The 22,622-nt window shown below is 56.5% G+C and carries 23 protein-coding genes; 5 read left to right on the forward strand and 18 right to left on the reverse strand.

The window, feature by feature from the left end:
- Positions 1-8: 8 nt before the first annotated feature.
- Genes glp through C5F52_RS07855 form a run of 5 tightly spaced genes read right to left on the reverse strand, consistent with a single transcriptional unit; the run spans position 9 to position 5,740 of the window.
- The gene (gene glp, locus C5F52_RS07835) at positions 9-1,250 is read right to left on the reverse strand and encodes a gephyrin-like molybdotransferase Glp (protein ID WP_104797742.1); all 1,242 of its coding nucleotides are present in this window, start codon (positions 1,248-1,250) and stop codon (positions 9-11) included.
- Complete coding sequence (gene mobB / locus C5F52_RS07840) at positions 1,247-1,777, reverse strand: molybdopterin-guanine dinucleotide biosynthesis protein B (protein ID WP_104797743.1); 531 nt, start codon at positions 1,775-1,777, stop codon at positions 1,247-1,249. The genes glp and mobB overlap by 4 nt, the downstream gene beginning before the upstream one ends.
- Positions 1,774-3,207 carry a threonine synthase gene (thrC, locus tag C5F52_RS07845; protein ID WP_104797744.1) on the reverse strand — a complete coding sequence of 478 codons (1,434 nt, stop codon included), beginning with the start codon at positions 3,205-3,207 and terminating at the stop codon, positions 1,774-1,776. Before thrC ends, mobB begins: the two co-directional genes overlap by 4 nt.
- Positions 3,207-4,517, reverse strand: coding sequence for a homoserine dehydrogenase (locus tag C5F52_RS07850; RefSeq protein ID WP_104797745.1), 1,311 nt, complete (start codon positions 4,515-4,517; stop codon positions 3,207-3,209). The genes thrC and C5F52_RS07850 overlap by 1 nt, the downstream gene beginning before the upstream one ends.
- Positions 4,514-5,740: a pyridoxal phosphate-dependent aminotransferase gene (locus C5F52_RS07855; RefSeq protein WP_104797746.1), complete on the reverse strand. Its 1,227-nt coding sequence runs from the start codon at positions 5,738-5,740 to the stop codon at positions 4,514-4,516. The genes C5F52_RS07850 and C5F52_RS07855 overlap by 4 nt, the downstream gene beginning before the upstream one ends.
- Positions 5,741-5,805: 65 nt before the next feature.
- Between C5F52_RS07855 and C5F52_RS07860 the strand changes: the two genes are divergently transcribed.
- The 3 genes from C5F52_RS07860 to C5F52_RS07870 all read left to right on the forward strand — a co-directional run bounded on the left by C5F52_RS07860 (position 5,806) and on the right by C5F52_RS07870 (position 8,656).
- Positions 5,806-6,192, forward strand: coding sequence for an Mth938-like domain-containing protein (locus C5F52_RS07860; RefSeq protein WP_104797747.1), 387 nt, complete (start codon positions 5,806-5,808; stop codon positions 6,190-6,192).
- Between the two features lie 139 nt (positions 6,193-6,331).
- Positions 6,332-6,811 carry a peroxiredoxin gene (locus tag C5F52_RS07865; protein ID WP_104797748.1) on the forward strand — a complete coding sequence of 160 codons (480 nt, stop codon included), beginning with the start codon at positions 6,332-6,334 and terminating at the stop codon, positions 6,809-6,811.
- A gap of 150 nt (positions 6,812-6,961) precedes the next feature.
- Positions 6,962-8,656, forward strand: coding sequence for a PhoH family protein (locus C5F52_RS07870; RefSeq protein WP_104797749.1), 1,695 nt, complete (start codon positions 6,962-6,964; stop codon positions 8,654-8,656).
- 3 nt (positions 8,657-8,659) lie between these two features.
- On the opposite strand, the gene dnaB is transcribed toward C5F52_RS07870, so the two are convergent.
- From dnaB to ppsA, 8 genes are all read right to left on the reverse strand, one after another.
- Positions 8,660-10,069, reverse strand: coding sequence for a replicative DNA helicase (dnaB, locus tag C5F52_RS07875; protein ID WP_104797750.1), 1,410 nt, complete (start codon positions 10,067-10,069; stop codon positions 8,660-8,662).
- 139 nt (positions 10,070-10,208) lie between these two features.
- Positions 10,209-10,661: a 50S ribosomal protein L9 gene (rplI, locus tag C5F52_RS07880; protein WP_104797751.1), complete on the reverse strand. Its 453-nt coding sequence runs from the start codon at positions 10,659-10,661 to the stop codon at positions 10,209-10,211.
- An 11-nt stretch (positions 10,662-10,672) separates the two neighbouring features.
- Positions 10,673-10,954 (reverse strand): 30S ribosomal protein S18, encoded by a 282-nt coding sequence (gene rpsR / locus C5F52_RS07885; RefSeq protein WP_044397946.1) that lies wholly within the window; start codon positions 10,952-10,954, stop codon positions 10,673-10,675.
- Positions 10,955-10,966: 12 nt separating this feature from the next.
- Entirely contained in the window at positions 10,967-11,257 is a 291-nt protein-coding gene (gene priB / locus C5F52_RS07890) for a primosomal replication protein N (protein WP_369951935.1), read from the reverse strand.
- A gap of 20 nt (positions 11,258-11,277) precedes the next feature.
- Positions 11,278-11,643, reverse strand: a complete 366-nt coding sequence (gene rpsF / locus C5F52_RS07895; RefSeq protein ID WP_100134240.1) for a 30S ribosomal protein S6 — start codon at positions 11,641-11,643, stop codon at positions 11,278-11,280.
- 72 nt (positions 11,644-11,715) lie between these two features.
- Positions 11,716-13,710, reverse strand: a complete 1,995-nt coding sequence (locus C5F52_RS07900) for a VC_2705 family sodium/solute symporter (RefSeq protein ID WP_104797753.1) — start codon at positions 13,708-13,710, stop codon at positions 11,716-11,718.
- Positions 13,700-13,927, reverse strand: coding sequence for a hypothetical protein (locus tag C5F52_RS29660; RefSeq protein WP_146100050.1), 228 nt, complete (start codon positions 13,925-13,927; stop codon positions 13,700-13,702). Before C5F52_RS29660 ends, C5F52_RS07900 begins: the two co-directional genes overlap by 11 nt.
- Before the next feature lie 16 nt (positions 13,928-13,943).
- Complete coding sequence (gene ppsA, locus C5F52_RS07905) at positions 13,944-16,334, reverse strand: phosphoenolpyruvate synthase (protein WP_104797754.1); 2,391 nt, start codon at positions 16,332-16,334, stop codon at positions 13,944-13,946.
- A 180-nt stretch (positions 16,335-16,514) separates the two neighbouring features.
- Between ppsA and C5F52_RS07910 the strand changes: the two genes are divergently transcribed.
- Positions 16,515-17,336, forward strand: a complete 822-nt coding sequence (locus tag C5F52_RS07910; RefSeq protein WP_104797755.1) for a pyruvate, water dikinase regulatory protein — start codon at positions 16,515-16,517, stop codon at positions 17,334-17,336.
- Between the two features lie 23 nt (positions 17,337-17,359).
- Here C5F52_RS07910 and C5F52_RS07915 read toward each other — a convergent pair whose 3' ends face one another.
- A complete protein-coding gene (locus C5F52_RS07915) occupies positions 17,360-17,767 on the reverse strand; it encodes a heme-binding protein (protein ID WP_104797756.1) in 408 nt (135 codons plus the stop codon).
- Between the two features lie 171 nt (positions 17,768-17,938).
- On the opposite strand from C5F52_RS07915, the gene C5F52_RS07920 reads away from it, so the two are divergent.
- Entirely contained in the window at positions 17,939-18,625 is a 687-nt protein-coding gene (locus tag C5F52_RS07920; protein ID WP_104797757.1) for a Bax inhibitor-1 family protein, read from the forward strand.
- A gap of 110 nt (positions 18,626-18,735) precedes the next feature.
- Here the strand turns inward: C5F52_RS07920 and rlmD are convergent, their stop codons facing one another.
- The 4 genes from rlmD to surE are packed head-to-tail and all read right to left on the reverse strand — an operon-like array spanning position 18,736 to position 22,571.
- Positions 18,736-20,130 carry a 23S rRNA (uracil(1939)-C(5))-methyltransferase RlmD gene (gene rlmD / locus C5F52_RS07925; RefSeq protein ID WP_104797758.1) on the reverse strand — a complete coding sequence of 465 codons (1,395 nt, stop codon included), beginning with the start codon at positions 20,128-20,130 and terminating at the stop codon, positions 18,736-18,738.
- A complete protein-coding gene (locus C5F52_RS07930; protein WP_104797759.1) occupies positions 20,130-20,960 on the reverse strand; it encodes a peptidoglycan DD-metalloendopeptidase family protein in 831 nt (276 codons plus the stop codon). Before C5F52_RS07930 ends, rlmD begins: the two co-directional genes overlap by 1 nt.
- A 16-nt stretch (positions 20,961-20,976) precedes the next feature.
- Positions 20,977-21,795, reverse strand: a complete 819-nt coding sequence (locus C5F52_RS07935) for a protein-L-isoaspartate(D-aspartate) O-methyltransferase (RefSeq protein WP_104797760.1) — start codon at positions 21,793-21,795, stop codon at positions 20,977-20,979.
- The gene (gene surE, locus C5F52_RS07940; protein ID WP_104797761.1) at positions 21,792-22,571 is read right to left on the reverse strand and encodes a 5'/3'-nucleotidase SurE; all 780 of its coding nucleotides are present in this window, start codon (positions 22,569-22,571) and stop codon (positions 21,792-21,794) included. The genes C5F52_RS07935 and surE overlap by 4 nt, the downstream gene beginning before the upstream one ends.
- Positions 22,572-22,622: the final 51 nt, after the last annotated feature.

A 22,622-nucleotide genomic window follows, 5' to 3' on the forward strand; every position in this document is an offset into this window, starting at 1 on the left:
CGCTCCAGTCATGCCAGCCATTCCGCAAAGGAAATGAAGCGAACGGTATCGCCTTTTGAAATCGTTTGCCCAGCAGGGTTATCCACCACGCCATCGCCCCACACGGCCGATGTGAGCACGCCAGAGCTTTGGTTAGGGAACAAGTCCAAGCCGCCTTGGGCGTTGCGCTTAACGCGCAAAAACTCACGGCGCTTGTCCGCGCGGGGCCAATCGAAATGGGCCGTCGTGTCGGTGCGTGCGATCTCGGTTTTCGTCACACCTTGCAAGGCCAGCACAAACGGACGGACCAACAACAAGAAGGTCACAAAGCTGGACACGGGGTTGCCGGGCAAGCCCATGAAGTGGCAAGCGTCACCTTCTGCTTCACGGTTCACCTTGCCATACGCAAAGGGTTTGCCAGGCTTGATGGCGAGTTGCCACAGGTTCAATTCGCCCAAGCTCTCCACCGCAGGTTTGATGTGATCTTCTTCGCCCACCGACACACCGCCGCTGGTCAAAATCAAATCGTGGTGCAAAGCTGCATCGCGCAAGGCGGCAATGGTGGCGTCGCGCTTGTCGGGCACGATGCCCAGATCGGTCACCTCGCAGCCCAAGCGCTGCAACATGGCGCGCAAGAAGAAACGGTTGGAGTTGTAAATGGCGCCAGCAGGCATGGCTTCAGGCGCCACATCGCCGGGCATGACCAGCTCATCACCCGTCGAGAACAAAGCCACGCGCGGACGTGCAGACACCTGCAACTGCGCCAAGCCAATGCTGGCGGCCAAACCCAACTCAGCAGGCGTCAAGCGAGTGCCCTGGGTGAGCACCGTGGCGCCGCGTGTGACGTCTTCACCCGAACGGCGAATCCACTGCCCTGCGGGTACGGCCTTGGTCACTTGGACTTGCTCGCCCTCTCGGGCTTCGCAGTCTTCTTGCATCACCACAGCATCTGCACCGGGCGGAATAGGTGCCCCCGTGAAGATGCGTGCGGCTTCGCCTGCATGGAGCTGCGTGCCATGTGTGCCCGCCGGAATGCGCTGCGTCACACGCAGCACCGCACCGGCTTGCGCACAGTCTGCTGCGCGCACGGCATAACCATCCATTGAGCTGTTGTCTTGGGGTGGCACTTGCAAGGCTGCGGTCACATCGTGTGCCAGCACACGGCCATCGGCATCAAACGTAGACACGGTTTGCTTGGTGTGCAACGGCTTGGCTTGCGCCAGCAATTGAGGCAAAGCTTCATCAAGAGACCGCAGTGCAGGACGTGTCATATCGGGCGTGGGTTGTAGTGAAAACGGTCTTCGTGATCGATCAGCCATGCGCACACGGCTTGGGCGTCATTCAAATCCAAAAGGGGACGAAGCGTGGGTTCAGGCAGCGCTTGGGGCGAATCGGTGGCGACGGCCACCACAAAATCATCATCGGGGTAGCGCACGGGCTGACCCGAGGCATGTCGCCAGACTTCGATTTTGAGCAAGTCGCTTTGTTTGAACCCCTCGACCAACACCCAATCGACGCCTTCATACACCTCAGCCAACAAGTGGTGCACGGACAACCGAGTGGGTTGCGCAAAGGTGCGTTGCACCACCAAGCGCTGGCTTGACGCGACCACCACCTCAAACGCCCCCGCTTCGCGGTGGCGCCAGCTGTCTTTGCCGGGCTGATCGACCTCAAAGTTGTGGTGCGCGTGTTTGACCACCGAGACACGCAAGCCACGCATGCGCATCTCCACGATCAACTGCTCGACCAGTGTGGTTTTGCCAGAACCGGAGTAACCGGCAAAGGCGACGACTTTCATGCGTGGTCGCAGTGCTTGGCGATGTAGGCCTTGATTTGCGCCACATCCGCCTTCATCACCTGCACGCGTTTGGGCAAGGCTTCGATGCCTTCAAACTTAGCAGGGCGATGGGGCTCTTGGCCCAAGGCTTCCACGATGGTGGCGGCAAATTTGATGGGCAAGGCGGTTTCCAAAACAATCATGGGCACACCGGCCTTGAGGTGTTCACGCGCCACTTTCACGCCGTCGGCCGTGTGGGTGTCAATCATTTCGCCGAAGCGCTTGTGCACGTCTTGGATGGTGGCCAACCGGTTGGCATGTGTGCTCTTGCCGCTGGCAAAGCCGTAGCGTGTGGCGGCTTCTGCGAAGTGTGGGTTGCCGCTCAGGTCGAACTTGCCGTTCTTCGAGATTTGCGCACCAAACAGGTCGTTGGTCAGCGCCGCATCGCGACCGAGCAAATCAAACACAAAGCGCTCGAAGTTGCTGGCCTTGGAAATGTCCATGGATGGGCTGGAGGTTTCGTGCGTGTCGGCACTGCCGCGCACACGGTACACGCCGGTGCGGAAGAACTCGTCCAACACATCGTTTTCGTTGGTGGCGGCCACCAAGGTGTCCACAGGCAAGCCCATCATGCGGGCCACATGGCCGGCACAGACGTTGCCAAAGTTGCCACTGGGCACGGTGAAGCTCACCTTTTGGCTGTTGGCCGTGGTCGCTTGGAAATAGCCGGCGAAGTAGTACACCACCTGTGCCAACAAACGTGCCCAGTTGATGGAGTTGACGGTGCCAATTTTGTATTTGGTTTTGAAGTCCAAATCGTTGGACACGGCTTTGACCAAATCTTGGCAATCGTCAAACACGCCTTCGATGGCGATGTTGTGAATGTTCTCATCCATCAGGCTGAACATTTGCGCTTGCTGGAAGGGGCTCATGCGGCCGTGCGGGCTGGTCATGAACACGCGCACACCTTTTTTGCCACGCATGGCGTATTCGGCGGCGCTGCCGGTGTCGCCACTAGTAGCGCCAAAAATATTCAGCTCTTCGCCACGGCGCGCCAACTCGTACTCAAACAAGTTGCCCAGCAGTTGCATGGCCATGTCTTTGAACGCGAGCGTGGGGCCATTGGACAAAGCCTCCACCAGCAAGCCATCATCTAACTTGCGCACTGGCACGATGGCCTCAGTGCCGTAGACCTCTTGGGTGTAGGTCTTGGCGCACAAGGCTTTCAGGTCAGCGGCAGGAATGTCGTCGATGTAGAGCGACAGCAGTTCAAACGCCAAGGCTGCGTAGCCTTGGGTTTTGAACGTGGTGCGCAAACGCGTGAGCGCGGCATCGTCCACCTGTGGGTAATGTTCGGGCAAATACAAACCGCCATCAGGGGCCAAGCCCTCAAGGAGGATTTCACAAAAACGCTTGCGCTCGGCATGGCCGCGCGTGGACAAATACAGCATCAGTTCAACTCTTCTTTGCGGATGCGGGTGATCGGGGCCAACACGGTGGTCAGCTTTTGCATTTCAGCCAAGGCTTGGTTCATCTTGGCTTCCACGCAATCGTGGGTCAAGATGATGAGGTCGGTGTGGCTCTCGCCCTCACCGGCTTCGCGCTGCAACACGGCATCAATGCTGATGTCGGCGTTCGCCAAAATACCTGTGACCTTGGCGAGCACACCGGCTTGGTCTGCCACACGCAAGCGCAAGTAGTAGCTGGTGACCACTTGGGCCATCGGCAAAATGGGTAAGTTGCTCATCGCGTCAGGCTGGAAGGCCAAATGCGGCACGCGGTTCAACGGGTCTGCGGTGTGCAAACGTGTGATGTCGACCAAGTCGGCAATCACGGCGCTGGCGGTAGGCTCACTACCCGCACCTTTGCCGTAATACAACGTGGTGCCCACGGCATCGGCGTGCACCATCACGGCGTTCATCGCGCCCTCGACGTTGGCAATCAAACGCTTGGCAGGCACCAAGCAAGGGTGCACGCGCAGCTCAATGCCTGCGGCGGTGCGCTTGGAAATACCCAACAACTTGATGCGGTAGCCGAGTTGTTCGGCGTATTTGATGTCTTGTGATTCGAGTTTGGTGATGCCTTCGATATAGGCCTTATCAAACTGCACAGGCACGCCAAACGCGATGGCCGACATGAGCGTGGCTTTGTGCGCGGCGTCCACACCTTCGATGTCGAAGGTCGGGTCAGCTTCGGCATAGCCCAAGGCTTGTGCTTGCTTGAGCACGTCGTCAAAGGTCAAGCCTTTGTCGCGCATTTCGGACAAGATGAAGTTGGTGGTGCCATTGATGATGCCGGCCAGCCACTGAATGCGGTTGGCCGTCAGACCTTCGCGCAATGCTTTGATGATCGGAATACCACCAGCCACAGCGGCTTCAAACGCCACCATCACACCTTTTTTGTGGGCGGCTGCAAAGATTTCTGTGCCGTGCACAGCCAGCAAAGCTTTGTTGGCTGTCACCACATGCTTACCTGCCTCGATGGCTTCGAGCACGAGTTGCTTGGCAATGCCGTAGCCGCCAATGAGTTCGACCACGATGTCGATGTCTGGGTTGGCGATGATCTTGCGCGCATCGTCCACCACTTGCACATTCGCACCCACGATGCTTTTGGCGCGCGCCACATCGAGGTCAGCCACCATCGTGACTTCAATGCCGCGACCAGCGCGACGTTGGATTTCTTCTTGGTTGCGTGTCAGCACTTCAAATGTGCCGCTGCCTACGGTCCCAATGCCTAACAGGCCTACTTGAATCGGTTTCATACTGCGTTTTTATTTCTGTAGTTTTCGAGGAATTTAGCGATGCGCAAGATGGCCTCACGCAAGTCATCCACATGAGGCAAGAACACGATGCGGAAGTGATCGGTGTCAGGCCAATTGAAGCCGGTGCCTTGCACCAACATCACCTTGGTTTCTTCCAACATTTCCAAGAAGAATTGTTGGTCGTCTTTGATCGGGTAGACCTTGGGGTCTAAGCGCGGGAACATGTACAGCGCGGCTTGCGGCTTCACACATGTCACGCCGGGAATGGCTGTGATGAGTTCATAAGCCAAGTCACGTTGCTTGCGCAAACGACCGCCCTCACCCACCAAATCGTTGATGCTTTGGTAGCCGCCCAAGGCCGTTTGAATCGCCCACTGCCCTGGCACGTTGGCGCACAAACGCATGTTCGAGAGCATGTTCAAGCCCTCGATGTAATCGGCTGCAGGCTTCTTATCGCCCGATACCACCAACCAACCCGCGCGGTAACCGCACGAGCGGTAGCTCTTGGACAGCGAGTTGAAAGTGAGTGTCAACACGTCTTCGCTCAAGCTGCCAATCGGTGTGTGCTTGACGTCGTCATACAAGACTTTGTCGTACACCTCGTCGGCAAAAATGATCAAGCCATGTTCACGCGCCAAAGCCACGATCTCAAGCAACAACGCATCCGAATACAACGCACCCGTGGGATTGTTGGGGTTGATGACCACAATGCCCTTGGTGTTGGGCGTGATCTTGGCGCGAATGTCGTCAATGCTGGGCATCCAGCCATTGGCTTCGTCGCACAGGTAGTGAACGGGCGTGCCGCCGGACAAGCTCACCGCCGCTGTCCACAAGGGATAGTCAGGCGCGGGCAGCAACATTTCGTCGCCATCGTTGAGCAAGCCGTTGGTGGCCATGACGATCAACTCACTGGCACCGTTGCCCAGGTAAATGTCGTCCAGCGTGACACCTTTGATGCCTTGCTTTTGCGTTTCATGCATCACCGCTTTGCGCGCACCAAAGATACCTTTGCTGTCGGAGTAACCCGCCGAGGTGGGCAAGTTGCGGATCATGTCTTGCTGAATTTCTTCAGGCGCATCAAAGCCAAACACGGCCAAATTACCGATGTTGAGTTTGATGATCTTGTGGCCTTCCTCCTCCATGTGACGCGCTCGGTCCATGATGGGACCGCGAATGTCATAACAGACGTTGGACAGCTTGTTGGATTTTTGGATCTTCTTCAAAGTCCCTCCGAGGGCTCTTTTACAGGGTGAAAACCTATAATTTGACCACAGTTCTCAAGGCATTTATGAAATTACAACCCGATCGCATCGACACCCTGTCCGTCACCAGCTACGGACCTGGCTGGGTGGCCATTCAAGGTGAAAAGGTACAACACAGCATGTTGATCACCTCTGCGGGCACTCGCGAGGATTGGCAATGCGCACGCTTTGAAGATTTAGGCCCACAACATTTCACACAATTGGCAGAACTCGATGTGGAGCTTGTCATTTTTGGCAGCGGCGAACGTCTGCGCTTTGCCAAACCAGAGTGGCTGATTGCGCTGATGAACAAACGCATCGGCCTCGAAACGATGGACACGCAAGCAGCATGTCGCACCTACAACATTTTGGCGGGCGAAGGCCGCAAAGTGGCGGCGGCGTTGTTGATTGAACCCGCGGCAGGTAATGAATAAGTACGTCTGCAACTGCGCATGGCATGAAGGGCATACCGCTCATCTTTCTAAGTTAAAATAGCGGGTTGCCGTAAGGGGGCTGTCTAGACAGTCGCTCCCTTCATCCGGCCGTCTCCACTGTCACACCTGATTGAGCGCTATGGCAATTGTTGTCAATAAACCCCTTCCCGAATTTGAGGCCAATGCAACAGGTGGCATCAAGGTTTCTAACAACTCCCACAACGGCCAAATGATGGTGTTGTACTTTTACCCCAAAGACAACACCCCCGGCTGCACCACCGAAGCGATGCAGTTCCGCGACAAGTACAAAGACTTTGTCAAAGCGGGTGCCATCGTCTTTGGCGTGTCACGCGACAACATGAAATCGCACGACGAATTCAAAACCAAACTTGAACTTCCGTTCGAGTTGATTGCAGACACTGAAGAAAAAATGTGTCACATGTTTGGCGTCGTCAAAAACAAAATCATGTACGGCAAAAAAGTCAAAGGCATTGAACGCAGCACCTTCTTGGTCGGCCCTGACGGCTTGCTCAAAGAAGAATGGCGCGGTTTGAAAGTGCCAGGTCACGTGGATGATGTTTTGAAGGCCGTCAAAGCCTTGAAAAAAGCAGGCGCCTAACCCTGTCCTAGAAACGTCACAGAGCTCGGTTATAGTGGTTCTATGACGTTCACAAAAGCGAACACGCACTCTCTTCAAGCCGCCTTGGCCTCCAGGCGGCTTTTTCGTTTTTGAGTCCATCTTTTTCGTTACTTCACACAAAGCCCTTCCATGCCATTGCCTCCTGCCCCTGCCAAACGCGCTGCTTTCCTGAATACCGAAGCCCTCCATACCCCTGCCAAAAACAAATCGGCGCGCAGAACCGACGAAAAAGAAGCACCCATGGAGCCCGTGGCTTCAGTCCAGCCAACCAAAGCGCCTGTAGCGAAAACGCAAGCCCCCGCAACCAAGGTTCGTGACACCCGTCACGAAAGCCCTCGCCACGCAGAAGCACCGGCCGCCAAACAACGCGACGAAGAGCGCCAGTCCACCCCAACACGCAGCAGCCCTGCCCGTCAGAAAAAGCCAAAGCACACAGGGCCGACCAAATTGTTTGTGCTCGACACCAACGTGTTGATGCACGACCCGATGTGCCTCTTCAATTTCGAAGAACACGATGTGTTCTTGCCCATGATCGTGCTGGAAGAGCTCGACGGCCATAAAAAAGGCATGACCGAAGTCGCGCGTAACGCACGCCAAACCAGTCGCACGCTCGATGCACTCGTAGCCACGCATGGCGCAGACATCACCACGGGCATCAAATTAGACGGCACAGGCCACCGCGAAGTCGGCGGTCGGTTGTTCTTCCAAACACAGGTCCTCGATTTCACGTTGCCATCGAGCTTGCCCCAAGGCAAGGCTGACAACCAAATCTTGGGCGTGGTCGAAGCCTTGCGACAAGTTCACGCACCGCGTGAGGTGGTGCTGGTTTCCAAAGACATCAACATGCGCGTCAAAGCACGTGCGTTGGGATTGGCCGCCGAAGACTACCAAAACGACAAGACCTTAGAAGACGGTGACCTGCTGTACTCGGGCGCCATTGCCTTGCCCCAAGACTTCTGGATCAAACACGCCAAATCGGTGGAGAGCTGGCAAAGTGGCAACCAGACGTTTTACAGCTTGAGCGGCCCCATCGTGGCCGACTTGCACATCAACCAATTTGTGTATTACGAAGCGGCGGGTGAGCCCAGTCTGTACGCGCGGGTGACTGAGATTCGTGGCAAAAATGTGGTGCTCAAAACACTCAAAGATTTCAACCATCTCAAAAATGCCGTGTGGGGCGTAACCACCCGCAACCGCGAACAAAATTTCGCGATGAACATGTTGACCGACCCCGAGATTGACTTCGTCACCCTCACCGGCACAGCAGGAACGGGTAAGACCTTGATGGCTTTGGCCGCGGGTTTGACGCAAGTCTTGGACGATCGCCGCTACACCGAAATCATCATGACCCGCGCCACGGTCAGCGTCGGTGAAGACATCGGCTTTTTACCCGGCACTGAAGAAGAAAAAATGGGCCCATGGATGGGCGCATTGGACGACAACCTGGAAGTCTTGGCCAAAACCGAAACCACCTCAGGCGAATGGGGCCGTGCAGCCACCAATGAGTTGATTCGCAGCCGCATCAAAATCAAGAGCCTGAACTTCATGCGCGGGCGCACGTTCTTGAACAAGTACTTGATCATTGACGAGGCGCAAAACTTGACGCCCAAGCAAATGAAAACACTGATCACCCGTGCGGGTCCAGGCACCAAGATCGTCTGTATGGGCAACTTGGCCCAGATCGACACGCCCTACTTGACCGAAGGTTCGTCAGGGTTGACCTACGCCGTGGACCGTTTCAAAGGCTGGCCACACGGCGGGCACATCACCCTCGCTCGCGGTGAGCGCTCACGACTGGCAGACTTTGCCAGCGATGTGCTCTAAGACTTAAAAGTCTCCGTTGTTGTAGCCACTGGCCAAGCTCTCGAACTTGGTCAGCGGCTTCAAGAAGGCCAGCTTGACGGTGCCTGTGGGGCCGTTACGTTGCTTGCCAATGATGACCTCTGCCACGCCGGGCTCTTTGGACTCTTTGTTGTAGTAATCGTCGCGGTAGATGAACATGATCACGTCCGCGTCTTGCTCAATGGCGCCCGATTCGCGCAAGTCACTCATCATGGGGCGTTTGTCGGTCCGCTGTTCCACGCTTCGGTTGAGCTGGGACAAGGCAATCACGGGGCACTGCAGCTCTTTGGCGAGCATCTTCAAGCCCCTTGAAATTTCGCCAATTTCAGTGGCACGGTTGTCACCACCGCTGCTGCTAGAGCCGCTCATCAACTGCAAATAGTCAACCACGATCAAGCCCAACTTGCCACACTGACGCGCCAATCGGCGTGCGTTGGCGCGCAACTCACTGGGCGTGAGGCCCGGCGTTTCGTCAATGTGCAGCGACACATTGCGCAGCTTCTCAATCGCTTCAGTCAAACGCGGCCACTCATCGTCACTGAGCTTGCCCGTACGCAAGTGACCTTGGTCCACGCGACCAATCGAACCCACAATACGAACCGCCAACTGCGACGCACCCATTTCCATCGAGAACACAGCCACGGGCAAGCCTTCATTGACAGCCACATGCTCGGCAATGTTGATCGCCAACGCGGTTTTACCCATGGACGGACGGGCCGCCAGCACAATCAAGTCGCCAGGCTGCAAGCCCGAGGTCATGCGGTCAAAGTCAACAAAGCCCGTCGGCACACCGGTGATGTCGTTTTGGTTGTCGGCCATTTCTTGAACGCGGTCCAACAGATCTACCACCAACTGAGGCATGGCCTGAAAGCCCTGCTTCATGCGCGAGCCTTCTTCACCAATGTTGAAGATCTTTTGCTCGGCCTCGTCCAAGATTTGGGCCACCGCACGACCTTGCGTGTTGAAGGCGTTGGTGGCAATTTCGTCACTGGCGGTCACCAGCTTGCGCAGAATCGAGCGCTCACGCACGATTTCGGCATAGCGGCGAATGTTGCTCGCGCTCGGCACGTATTGCGCCAAGGCATTCAAGTAGCCCAAGCCGCCAATTTCTTCGGCCTTGCCCAAGGCCTGCAAATGCTCGTACACGGTGATCACGTCAGCTGGGCGACTGGTGTTCACCAACGCGCCAATGGCGGCATACACCTGCTTGTGTTCGTAGCGGTAAAAGTCGCCATCGACGAGCAAATCGCCCACACGGTCCCACGCCGCGTTGTCTAACAGCAAGCCACCCAGCACACTGGACTCTGCCTCCACCGAATGCGGTGGAATGCGCAACTGGGCGATTTGTTGATCGGCGGAAAAGCCTTCTTCAAGGCTGGACAAAGCGGCTGACATAAGCATCCTGTAAAACACGCATCCTAAGCCCCATGCAACAGATGCCTTGGGATAACTCTGTGGATAAGCCGTGCGCTATTTGGGGAAAACAAAGAAAAAAGCCGCTCCTAAGAGCGGCTTCTGACTGAGCGGAAGAAACTTAAGCAGTTTCGCCGTACACAGACACAGTGATCTCAACCACCACGTCAGTGTGCAAAGCCACGCTCACGGTGCTGTCGCCAACAATCTTGATGGGACCTGTAGGCATACGCACTTGCGATTTGGCAACGGCGTAGCCGGTTTTTGCCAAAGCTTCAGCGATGTCGTGGTTGGTGACCGAACCAAACAAACGGCCGTCCACGCCAGCTTTTTGGCTGAGCTTGACCGATGTACCGGCCAATTTTTCGCCTTGCGCTTGAGCAGCAGCCAACTTTTCAGCAGCAGCTTTTTCAAGTTCAGCGCGACGCACTTCAAATTCTTTGATCGCAGTTTCAGTAGCACGACGTGCACGGCCTGAAGGGATCAAGAAGTTACGTGCGTAACCGTCTTTCACTCGGACGATTTCGCCGAGGTTGCCGAGGTTCACGACCTTGTCGAGCAGAATAATTTGCATGGTCGGGCTCCTTAGATCTTGTGCTGGTCGCTGTAAGGCACCAGGGCCAAAAAGCGTGCGCGCTTGATGGCTGTGTTCAGCTGACGTTGGTAAATGGCGCGTGTGCCGGTCAGGCGTGCGGGGATGATTTTGCCGTTTTCGGCAATGAAATCGCGCAATGTGTCGACGTCTTTGTAGTCGATTTCTTCAACGCCCGTGACGGTGAAGCGGCAGAAGCGCTTGCGTTTGAAGAGCAGAGATTGCGTGTTGCGCTTAGGGCGCTTGTCTTTGTTGAATTTCTTGAATGTGGCCATGATCTGGGCCTCCTATGAAATTTGCTGAAAATCTTGAATATGAAGAACGACGTTTTTGCTATTGCGAGGACTGGCTAAAAAACCGGTGAACTGCCAAAGGCTACCTAAGGGATGACGAACTAAGCGTTCAGCCAAAGCACCCAAAGCGACTGTTTTGACACTTGTTTTGACTTGTCGCTTGTGCCCCGCTTCTTCGATTTCAGACTCATGTTCGAGCCTCAAATCAAGTGCAGGCAAACCTGCTGGGGTGTACCGCATGGCCGAAACCTCTGCGATGCAAGCGTTCAAAACAACGTGATTCACACCTTGCAATAAGGCAAAAATTAGCCTGCGAACTCAGCTTGCTGAGTCTTACGGGCTTCTTCGCGCTCAACTGTCTTCATCATGAGTGAAGGCGCTGTATCAGCCTTCTTCTTCAAGACGGTCAGGTGACGCAACACAGCATCGTTGAACTTGAACGCGTGTTCGAGTTCAGACATCACAGCTTGGTCAGCTTCGATGTTCAAGCAAATGTAGTGAGCTTTGGCGAGCTTGTTGATCATGTAGGCCAACTGGCGGCGGCCCCAGTCTTCCATACGGTGAATAGCACCACCACCTGCGGTGATCATGCCTTTGTAACGCTCCAGCATCGCTGGAACTTGCTCGCTTTGATCCGGGTGGATCAACAAAATGATTTCGTAATGACGCATGGACACTCCTTGTGGGTTGAAGCTGCTTGCGGCGTCAGACGCAGTGCAGCAAGGGAAAGCCCACTAGTATAGTCAATTTTTCTGTGGCCAGCGCTTGCTGAAGACGAATCCCATCAATAAACCCACCGGCACGCCAAAAACACCGGCGCAAATAGGCTCCAACCCCCACCACAACGTATCGCTAGGCTGAAGGTCTAAATACAACTGAACCCATGGGTGATTGGCGACGATGTAATAAAAAGACACCGCAAGACCCGACACCATCGCTGCCACCGCCCCCGCGCGGCTCATCGCTGGCCAGTACAAGCCCAACAACAACACAGGGAAAAACGTCGAGGCCGCCAACGAGAATGCACAGGTCACCCAAAACAAAATGTTCACCGGTCGATTCGTCGCAAACCATGCGGCAAACAGCGCCACCACCATCAACAAAATTTTGGACAGCATGACGCGTCGTAACGGTGGTGCTTGTGGATTAACGGTTTCAAAATACAAGTCTTGCGCCAACGCATTCGAAATGGTCAACAACAAACCATCAGCGGTCGACAACGCGGCCGCCAGCGCGCCAGCGGCGATCAGGCCCGTGAACACGGGGGAAATCCGCACAATTTCAGGCACTGCTAACACCAAATACTCTTCAATCAACCGAATATCGGCGTACTGCACCACCCCGTCGTTGTTGTAGTCAGTGATGCTCAGCAAGGCCAACTTGCGCAACTTCAAGCGGTCGGCCCATTCGGGCAATTGGTTCAAATGAGCGCCCACCAATTCGTTCAACACGAACGACTTGAGCAAGACCGCCAACGATGAAGCGCACAAATACACAATCACGATGAACACCAAGGCCCAAACGATCGATTGCTGAGCCTGCGCAGGACTGGCAGCGGTGTAAGAGCGCACCAAAATGTGCGGCAATGCGGCCGTGCCGATCATCAAACAAAAGACCAGCGCCATCGAATTGAGCCACCCCTGCGTGAACCCCTCCTGTCGAGGCGCTTGAAACCCCACGGGATGTTTGATGGCCTGCGCCAAACTGTCGCGCTCAGATTGCCACGCCCGCAGCAAGCGATCGACCCCCGTTTCTCGCCAAGCTGGGTTCGTCTCCAAGCGCTGAATATCACGCAAAGGCGCGTTGTCAGACTTGGCTTTTGCAATCTGCTTGGCCAACACTTGGTGCTCCAACTCACGGGCATTCAGCGGATCGGCCATCTTGGCGTCGAGGTCCCAAATGCGCTGGGCCATGACCTCGCGCGTCGCCATCTCGGCGGGGTCTGCCTCAATCACTTTGATGCGCGACTCCATTTGTTGCAACGACTGAGCCGCCGCCACCGCAATCACGGGATGCCCTTGCGTCTGCCATGAGACGGCCACAGAGACCGCCACCATGGACGCCACGATCACCACGCACTGCACCACTTGTGTCCACGTCACCGCGCGCATGCCGCCTAAAAAGGAGCACAACAAAATGCCCCCCAAGGCCAAGAAAACACCCAGCTCAAAGGTCAAACCTGACAGCATGGAAGCCACCAAGCCCACACCGTAAATCTGTGCCACCAAGTAAATGCTGGAGCACAAAATGGCCCCCAAAGCCGCCAGCCAGCGCACCACGGGGCTGTCAAAACGTTGGCCTAAAAACTGAGGAATGGTGGTCGCACCCGACGCATTGAGCTTGGCCGCAAACAAAAAGCCCAGCAAACAAAAACCACCCGTCCAACCCAACACATAAGCCAAACCACCGGCATGAACACCGTCGCCCACAAAGCCATCGGACAACAACAGACCGGTCACACCCAAAAACGACGCGGCAGACATCCAATCCGCCGCGGTGGCCATGCCATTGAACGGGGCGCTGACGCGACGCCCTGCCACGTAATACTCATCGGCCATGGTGGTGCGACAAAACATACCAATGGTCGCGTAACCAATGATGGAAGCCACCAAGAAGAAACCATTGATGACGGATTTGGACACGCCCATCACATCCGCAATCAGCAAGCAAACGGACAAGACGACCAACCCGACCAAGCCCGCCACAACCAAACGCCAGCGCCAAGGTTTAAACGGCATCGCGATCCTCTGTTGGCGCTTGCGCCCCCCACCATGCCAAGATCACATAAAACACGGGCATGGCCTGAGCCACCAACCAAAAATGCAACAACGACTGGTCGGGCCAATGCCACGCCCACGCCATGGCAAGCAACGTGACCCCAAACAGGCACAGCACGCCCCAAAACGCACGTCCATGAGACGACGGTTGTGCAACAGTCCCTGAGATCTTGGTCACGCTGCGCCGCGTTGGCTTATTTGGCGAGAGATTTCCAGGTCTCGATCACGCTGTCTGGGTTCAGCGAAATCGAGCTGATGCCTTGATCGGCCAACCAATGGGCGAAGTCAGGGTGGTCGCTCGGGCCTTGGCCGCAAATGCCCACGTATTTGCCATTTGCCAAACACGCAGAGATCGCTTGCGTCAGCAAGGCTTTCACGGCGGGGTCGCGCTCGTCAAAGTCAGCGGCGAGCAGCTCTAAGCCAGAGTCACGGTCCAGGCCCAAGGTGAGTTGGGTCAAGTCGTTGGAGCCAATCGAGAAGCCATCAAAGAACTTCAAGAAGTCGTTCGCGAGGATGGCGTTGCTTGGCACTTCGCACATCATGATGACCTTCAGGTCGTTTTCGCCGCGCTTCAAACCGTGCTCGGCCAACAAGTTGGTCACACGCTCCGCTTGGCCCAAAGTACGCACAAACGGCACCATGACTTGCACGTTGGTCAGGCCCATTTCGGTACGCACGCGGCGCATAGCCTCGCACTCCATGGCAAAGGCTTCCCCGAAGTCTTCGCTGATGTAACGCGCGGCACCACGGAAGCCCAGCATGGGGTTCTCTTCCTCGGGCTCGTAGCGGCTACCACCAATGAGTTTGCGGTATTCGTTCGACTTGAAGTCGGACATGCGCACGATCACGGGCTTTGGCCAAAACGCGGCAGCGATGGTGGCAATGCCTTCAGCCACTTTGTCCACATAGAAAGCACGAGGTGACGCATGGCCACGGGCCACAGACTCCACCGCCTTCTTCAAATCGGCATCCACATTGGGGTAGTCCAGAATCGCCTTGGGGTGCACACCAATGTTGTTGTTGATGATGAATTCCAAGCGGGCCAAGCCCACGCCTTGGTTGGGCAATTGCGCGAAGTCAAAGGCCAACTGTGGGTTGCCCACGTTCATCATGATCTTGGTTTTGATCTCGGGCATCGTGCCGCGTTGCACCTCGGTCACTTCCGTTTCCAGCAGACCGTCGTAGATGAAGCCGGTGTCGCCTTCAGAGCAGCTCACGGTCACCAAGGTGCCGTCTTTCAAGCGCTCGGTGGCATCACCGCAGCCCACCACCGCAGGAATACCCAACTCACGCGCAATGATGGCAGCGTGGCAGGTACGACCACCCCGGTTGGTCACGATGGCGCTGGCGCGCTTCATCACGGGTTCCCAGTTGGGGTCGGTCATGTCGGTCACCAACACGTCGCCAGGCTGGACCGTGTCCATCTCGCTGATGTTGTGCACCAAGCGCACAGGGCCCGTTCCAATCTTTTGACCAATCGCGCGACCTTCGGCCAGCACGGTGCTGTGGCCTTTGAGTTTGTAGCGGAACTCTGACTGGCCCTTGGCTTGGCTCTTCACCGTCTCAGGACGCGCCTGCAAGATATACAGCAAACCATCCGTACCGTCTTTGCCCCATTCGATGTCCATCGGACGACCGTAATGCGCTTCGATCACCACCGCGTAGCGAGCCAGTTGCTCCACATCCGCGTCGGTCAAGGAGTAGCGGTTGCGCAACTCGGTGGGCACATCGGTGGTTTTCACCAATTTGCCTGTGGCTTTTTTCTCTTCGGCGGTCGAGAACTCCATTTGCAAGAGCTTGGAGCCCAAATTGCGGCGAATCACCGCACGTTTGCCCGCTTGCAACATGGGCTTGTGCACATAAAACTCGTCAGGGTTGACAGCGCCCTGCACCACCGTTTCACCCAAGCCATAGCTTGAGGTGATGAACACCACGTCTTCAAAACCCGATTCAGTGTCGATGGTGAACATCACACCGGCGGCGCCCAAGTCCGAGCGCACCATGCGTTGCACGCCCGCAGACAAGGCCACATCGGCGTGGGCAAAGCCCTTGTGCACGCGGTAGCTGATGGCGCGGTCGTTGTAGAGCGACGCAAACACTTCTTTCATCTTGTGCAGCACTTCATCGATGCCGTGCACGTTCAAAAAGGTTTCTTGCTGGCCTGCAAACGAAGCGTCTGGCAAATCTTCGGCAGTCGCCGAGGAGCGCACCGCAAACGTGGCCGCGGGGTTACCAGCGGACAAAGTTGCAAAAGCTTCTGAAATGGCTTTTTGCAGATCCGCAGGGAAAGGCTGCGCTTCCACCATGGCGCGAATTTCGGCGCCAACTTCGGCCAAAGCACGCACGTCTTCGGTGTCGAGTTTGTCCAAACGGGCATTGATTTTGTCGACCAAACCGTCGTAAGCCAAGAACTCGCGGAAGGCATGGGCCGTGGTGGCAAAGCCTGTGGGGACACGCACGCCCGAGGGCAATTGCGAAATCATCTCGCCCAAGCTGGCGTTTTTACCGCCGACCGACTCGACGTCGGTCATTCTCAGGTTTTCGAACGGGACCACCAAAGCGGTAGGGCTGAACAGTGCTGACATGGATAAGCTCCAAAAGTTAAAACCGGCGCGGCCACACGCAAATGCGCAACTTTGTTGTTTTTTGAATAGGTTGCCGAGAAGCGGTGGCGAAATTCAGATAATGGGCAATTGTAGGTGGCTGCCCTCACCTTTTGGCGCACCCAACGTGTGCAAATCCGCTCTTGAACTTGAAAGTTTTTCATGCCCAATCCCACCGTTTTCTTCATCTCTGACGGCACTGGCATCACCGCCGAGACCTTTGGTAACGCCATTCTTGCGCAGTTCGAGTTCAAATTTCGCCACATTCGCCTGCCCTTTGTCGACTCGGTCGACAAAGCCCACCAAGCCGTGCGCCAAATCAACCACACCGCCGAAGTCGAAGGCCGCAAGCCCATTGTGTTCACCACCTTGGTCGACATGGACGTGCTCAAAGTCATTCAAGAAGGCTGCAAAGGCCGACTGTTGGACATGTTTGGCACGTTTGTGAATCCGCTGGAAGAAGAGCTGGGCGTCAAATCCAACCACCGCATTGGGCGCTTCTCGGACGTGAGCAAAAGCAAGGAATACCACGACCGCATTGAAGCCATCAATTTCAGCCTGGCCCACGACGACGGCCAACTCAACCGCGATTTAGAGTCCTCTGACGTGATTTTGGTGGGCGTGAGCCGCAGCGGCAAAACGCCCACCAGTCTCTATTTGGCGATGCAGTACGGCCTCAAAGCCGCCAACTACCCGCTGATTCCCGAAGATTTTGAGCGCCGCCAACTCCCGCCCGCCTTGATGCCGCACAAAAAGAAAATCTTTGGCCTGACCATCCAGCCCGAGCGCCTGAGTGAAATCCGCAACGAGCGCCGCCCCAACTCCAACTACGCCAGCTTGCCCAACTGCAGGCACGAGGTGGCCGAAGCCGAGGCCATGATGCGCCGCGCTGGCATTCGCTGGCTGTCCACCACGCACAAGAGCATTGAAGAAATTGCCACCACCATCCTGCAAGAAATCAGCCCTGAACGCTTGATTTACTAAATCAAGCGCCAGTCAAGCAACGATTACAGGCCGATGGCCGCAATGCCAGCCTTGGCAATTTGCGCGTCTTCGTTGGACTTGACACCGCTCACGCCCACGGCGCCGATGCACTGGCCGTCTTTCATGATCGGCACGCCACCTTCAAGCAAGCCTTTGAGGTTGGGGGCGCTCAAGAAAGACATGCGACCACCGTTGACCACGTCTTCGTAAATCTTGCTTTCGCGACGCCCCAAAGCGGCGGTGTTGGCCTTGGAAGGGGCGATGTGCGCAGAAATAGGCGCCGCGCCATCCAAACGCTGCAAAGACAGCAAATGACCGCCGTCGTCCACGATGGCAATGGTCACCGCCCAGTTGTTTTTCAAAGCTTCGGCTTCAGCAGCGGCTGCGATGGCTTTGATGTCGGCGGATTCGAGGAAATGTTTGGTCTTCATGGCAATTCGAGAAGTCAGTTGAAAAGGGCTCAAGCATACCGACTGAGAAGGGTCGAATTAAGCCGCTGAAAGCAAAAGAAACCTCAAGAAAAGTAGGAAGTAAACCCAAAGGAACAGACACATTAGAATTCGCCACATCTGCATGTGCAGGTGTTTTTCGGAGACCTTGGTATGTACAACCAATTCCAAACTGCTGACCATTACGTTTTAGACGAACAACAGCGCAACCGCGTCATGCGCAACACTTACGTTTTGCTCGCTCTGAGCATGCTGCCCACAGTGCTGGGTGCTTGGCTAGGCGTGACCACGGGTCTGAGCCATGTCTTCTCTGGCGGCTTGGGCATGATCTTGATGCTCGCAGGCGCATTTGGCTTCATCTACGCCATCGAAAAAACCAAACACAGCGTCACAGGCGTGTATGTGTTGTTGGGCTTCACCTTCTTCATGGGCCTGATGCTCTCTCGCATGATCGCCATGGTGCTGGGCTTCAAAAACGGCGCTGAGTTGGTGATGACCGCCTTTGGTGGCACAGCCGGTGTGTTCTTCTTAATGGCCAGCTTGTCCACCGTGATCAAGCGTGATCTGTCAAGCATGGGCAAATGGCTGACTATCGGTGCCATGGTACTGATGGTGGGCAGCATCATCAATGTGTTCGTTGGCTCGTCGGCCGGCATGATGGCCATCTCGGTGTTGACCATCGGCATCTTCAGCGCCTTCATGCTGTATGACCTGAAGCAAATCCTCGACGGCGGCGAAACCAACTACATCAGCGCCACCCTGACGCTGTACTTGGACGTCATCAACGTTTTCCAAGGTTTGTTGGCCCTATTGGGCTTGACGAGCGGTGAGCGCGAGTAAATTGCACCCAACGCGAACGCCCTAGGCGTTCAGCGCCCACCAAAAAGGCTGCTCATGAGCAGCCTTTTTTGCGTCTATTGAAACAGCGCGTGAGCACTGCCTGATCGGCCTCAAGCCAAATCAAACACCGCCATGCTCTCCACATGCGCCGTGTGCGGAAACATGTTCACCGCGCCCGCAGCAGAAATGCGGTAACCCGCCGAGTTCACCAACACACCCGCGTCTCGCGCCAGCGTGGCGGGGTTGCAGCTCACGTAGACGATGCGTTTGGGCGGCGTCCAGCCTTGGCGCAACTCAGGCTGCTCGTGCAGCGTTGCCAAGGTTTGCGCCAACGCAAAAGCGCCTTCGCGCGGGGGGTCCACCAGCCACTTGTCGGCCGCGCCGTCTTGAATCAGCAACTCAGGCGTCATCTCAAACAAATTGCGCGCCACAAACTGCGTGGGCGCCAAAGGCGTGTGACGCCCTGCTTGATTGACCACCAAGTTCTCGCGCGAGCGCGCCACCAAAGCCTCGCTGCCCTCAATGCCCAGCACCTCACGCGCCATCGTCGCCAAAGGCAAAGTGAAGTTGCCCAAGCCGCAGAACCAATCAATCACGCGCTCGGTGAGCTTCACATCCAACAAACGCAAAGCACGGGTCACCAACACGCGGTTGATGTGGGGGTTGACCTGCGTGAAATCGGTGGGCTTGAACGGCATGGTGATGCCAAATTCAGGCAAAGCGTAAGACAGCGGCACAGCCCCGGCTTCGTCCATCAACTTCACCGTGTCGGGGCCTTTGGACTGCAACCACCACTGCACATCGTGCTCGGCAGCAAACTGGCGCAACAGCGCCATATCGCCATCACTCAACGGCTCCATGTGGCGCAACACCAAGGCGGTGACGTGGTCACCACAAGCCAATTCAATTTGCGGCAAAGTCTCACGCGCTTCCATGCTGCCAATCAAGGCACGCAAGGGCAGCAGCATGGCGTCTACATGCGGCGGCAAGATGCGGCAGCTGCGCATGTTCGCCACATAGCGGCTCTTGCGCTCGTGAAAACCCACCAACACCTCGCCCTTCTTCACCACATAACGCACCGACAAACGGGCGCGGTAGCGGTAGCCCCACGCAGGGCCTTGAATCGGACGCAACATGGTCTCGGGTTTGACTTTGCCCAAATGCCACAGGTTGTCTTCCATCGCGCGCTGCTTGATGGCAACTTGTGCCGTGGCGTCGAGATGCTGCATCTTGCAGCCGCCGCAGGCACCCGCGTGCAAGCCGAAGTTCTCACAACCCGGCGTCACGCGCTGTGACGACTCTTGCATCACCTCCAGCAACGAGCCCATTTCCCAGTTGTTTTTCTTGCGATGAATGTTGGCGCGCACCACCTCAAAGGGCAAGGCACCTTCCACAAACACCACCTTGCCATCGGCGCGGTGTGCCACGCCTTGGGCTTCGAGGTCCATCGATTCAATGGTCAGCGCGTTGTCTGGCCATTTCTTTTCTGTCGTTGTATCGGTCATCAGTTCGCAGGCAAATATTTGGCGGGGTCCACCGGTTTGCCTTGACGGCGAATTTCAAAATGCAGTTTCACTTGGTCGGCGTCGCTGTTGCCCATTTCGGCAATTTTTTGACCGCGCTTGATGGCTTGGTCTTCTTTCACCAGCAAGGTTTGGTTGTGCGCGTAAGCCGTCAAGTAGGTGTTGTTGTGTTTCAGAATGATCAAGTTGCCGTAACCGCGCAAGCCCGCACCGGCGTACACCACGCGACCATCGGCAGCGGCGAGCACGGGGTCTCCGGCTTTGCCCGCAATGTCCAAGCCTTTGTTTTTGGCTTCGTCAAACCCAGCAATCAAATTGCCTCGGGTGGGCCACTGAAAATTCACCGCCTCTTCAACCTCGGCAGCCACAGGCGCGGCAGGTTTCACCCCAGCCGCAGCAGACGCGGCGCTGGCCGCAGGCAACGCGGGGGCCACACCCGCAGCAGGCGCAGACGCGTTGGCGGTGGCTGGCGTGGTCGCAGGCTTGGCCGCGGTCACTTCTGGCGCAGGCGGTGCAATGCGCAGCACTTGGCCGGTTTCAATCAAATTGGGATTTTCTAAATTGTTCCAGCGCACCAAATCGCGCCAAGTTTGGCCGTTGTCCATGCCAATGCGAATCAAGGTGTCGCCCGGTTTGACGGTGTAGTAACCCGTCTTGCCCGTGTTTTCAGCGCCAGGTAATGGCTTGGTCGCCGATCGCGATATCTGGGAAGAGCGTTCATCCACAGGCGCTTGGCGTGTTTTATTGGCGCACCCCGACAGCACACAGGCTGTCATCAGGGCAACAGCACCCCATTTTCCTGCACGTAACATGCGTTTTTCTCCGTCGTCAAGCAATGCCTGATTTTAGAGGTACGAAGTGCACCGCTTCGAGCAAACTTTGCTGCAAGCCTTGTGGCGTTTTGTCAATCACCACCAAGGCCTGCTGACCCGCCGTGGTTTGCATGGGCGCCACGATGCGCCCACCCACCGCCAATTGATCAATCCACGCTTGCGGCACCGCCTCGCCCCCTGCGGCGGCAATGATGGCGCTGTAAGGCGCGCCCTTGGGATAACCCAACATGCCGTCGCCAAACATCAAATGCACATTGGGCAAACGCATGGGCCGCAAGTTCTCTTTGGCTTTGTCGTGCAAGCCCCGCAAACGCTCAATGCTGTACACCTCACGCGCCACCAACGACAACACCGCCGCTTGATAGCCACAGCCCGTGCCAATTTCGAGCACCCGCCCTAAAGATGCAGCTTGGGAGCCAGGCGTCGCTTGCAAACCGGGCGCTTCGCGCAGCAGCGCAATCATGCGGGCCACCACATTGGGCTTGGAGATCGTTTGTCCCAAACCGATCGGCAAACTCGTGTCTTCGTAGGCTTGGTTCACCAAGGCCGAATCGACGAAACGGTGGCGCTCAATGCGCCCCATCGCGTCCAGCACCACGGTGTCTTGCACGCCCTGCTCGGCCAACTTTTGCACCATGCGCCTGCGCACCGCCGACGAATCAAGGCCCATGCCGGTCGGACTGGCCAAGGGGGCTGACACAGCGCGCATCGCCGTTTGCGGTGTCACCACACGCGTGGCACCCAGCAAAGCCTTGGGCTTGGCTGAGTCGTTCGAGGTGTCTAAACGCGCCGGAAAACTTGGCCTGGGTTTCATGCCGTCTTGCTCTCGCTCAAACGCTGGGTCCACAGGGGCAAGGTGGCGTGCTCGGTGAGGTCCACATGCAGGGGCGTCACCGACACATGGCCTTCAAACGTGGCATGAAAGTCGGTGCCATCGCTGTCGTCTTTGGCCGCACCCGCGCTGCCAATCCAATACATGGTTTCGCCGCGTGGGCTGGTTTGTGTGATCACGCGCTCCGCTGAATGGCGACGGCCCAAGCGCGTCACCCGCAGGGGTTTGAGTTGCGCCAGTGGCTGGTTGGGAATGTTCACATTCAGCAGCCAAGGCTCACCCTTGATCTGCCCCTGCCCCTGCCCCTGCCCCTGCTGCTGCATCTGCAACACCAAGGCGCGGGCGGCAGCAGCGGCATCGTCAATGTGCCCCCAACCTTTTTCGACTTGAGACAACGCAATGGCCGGAATGCCAAACAAATAGCCCTCCATCGCCGCCCCCACGGTGCCTGAATAAATCGTGTCGTCGCCCATGTTGGCGCCGTTGTTGATGCCTGACACCACCAAATCGGGCCTGTAGTCCAACAAACCCGTCAGCGCAATGTGCACGCAATCGGCGGGCGTGCCGTTCACATAACGAAAGCCATTGGCGGCGGTTTGCACGTACAGCGGGGAATGCAAGGTCAAGGCATTCGACTTAGCGCTGTTGTTGTGCTCGGGCGCCACCACCTCGACGCGCCCCAAATCTTTCAGCGCCTCGTACAAGGCCACGATGCCTGGGGCCTGAAAGCCATCGTCGTTCGAAATCAAAATGTTCATGCGAGCCTTTAATTGCTTTTCAATTGTAGAGTTTGAGACAACCCCAGCAGC

The sequence above is a fragment of the Limnohabitans sp. TS-CS-82 genome (assembly GCF_002943475.1).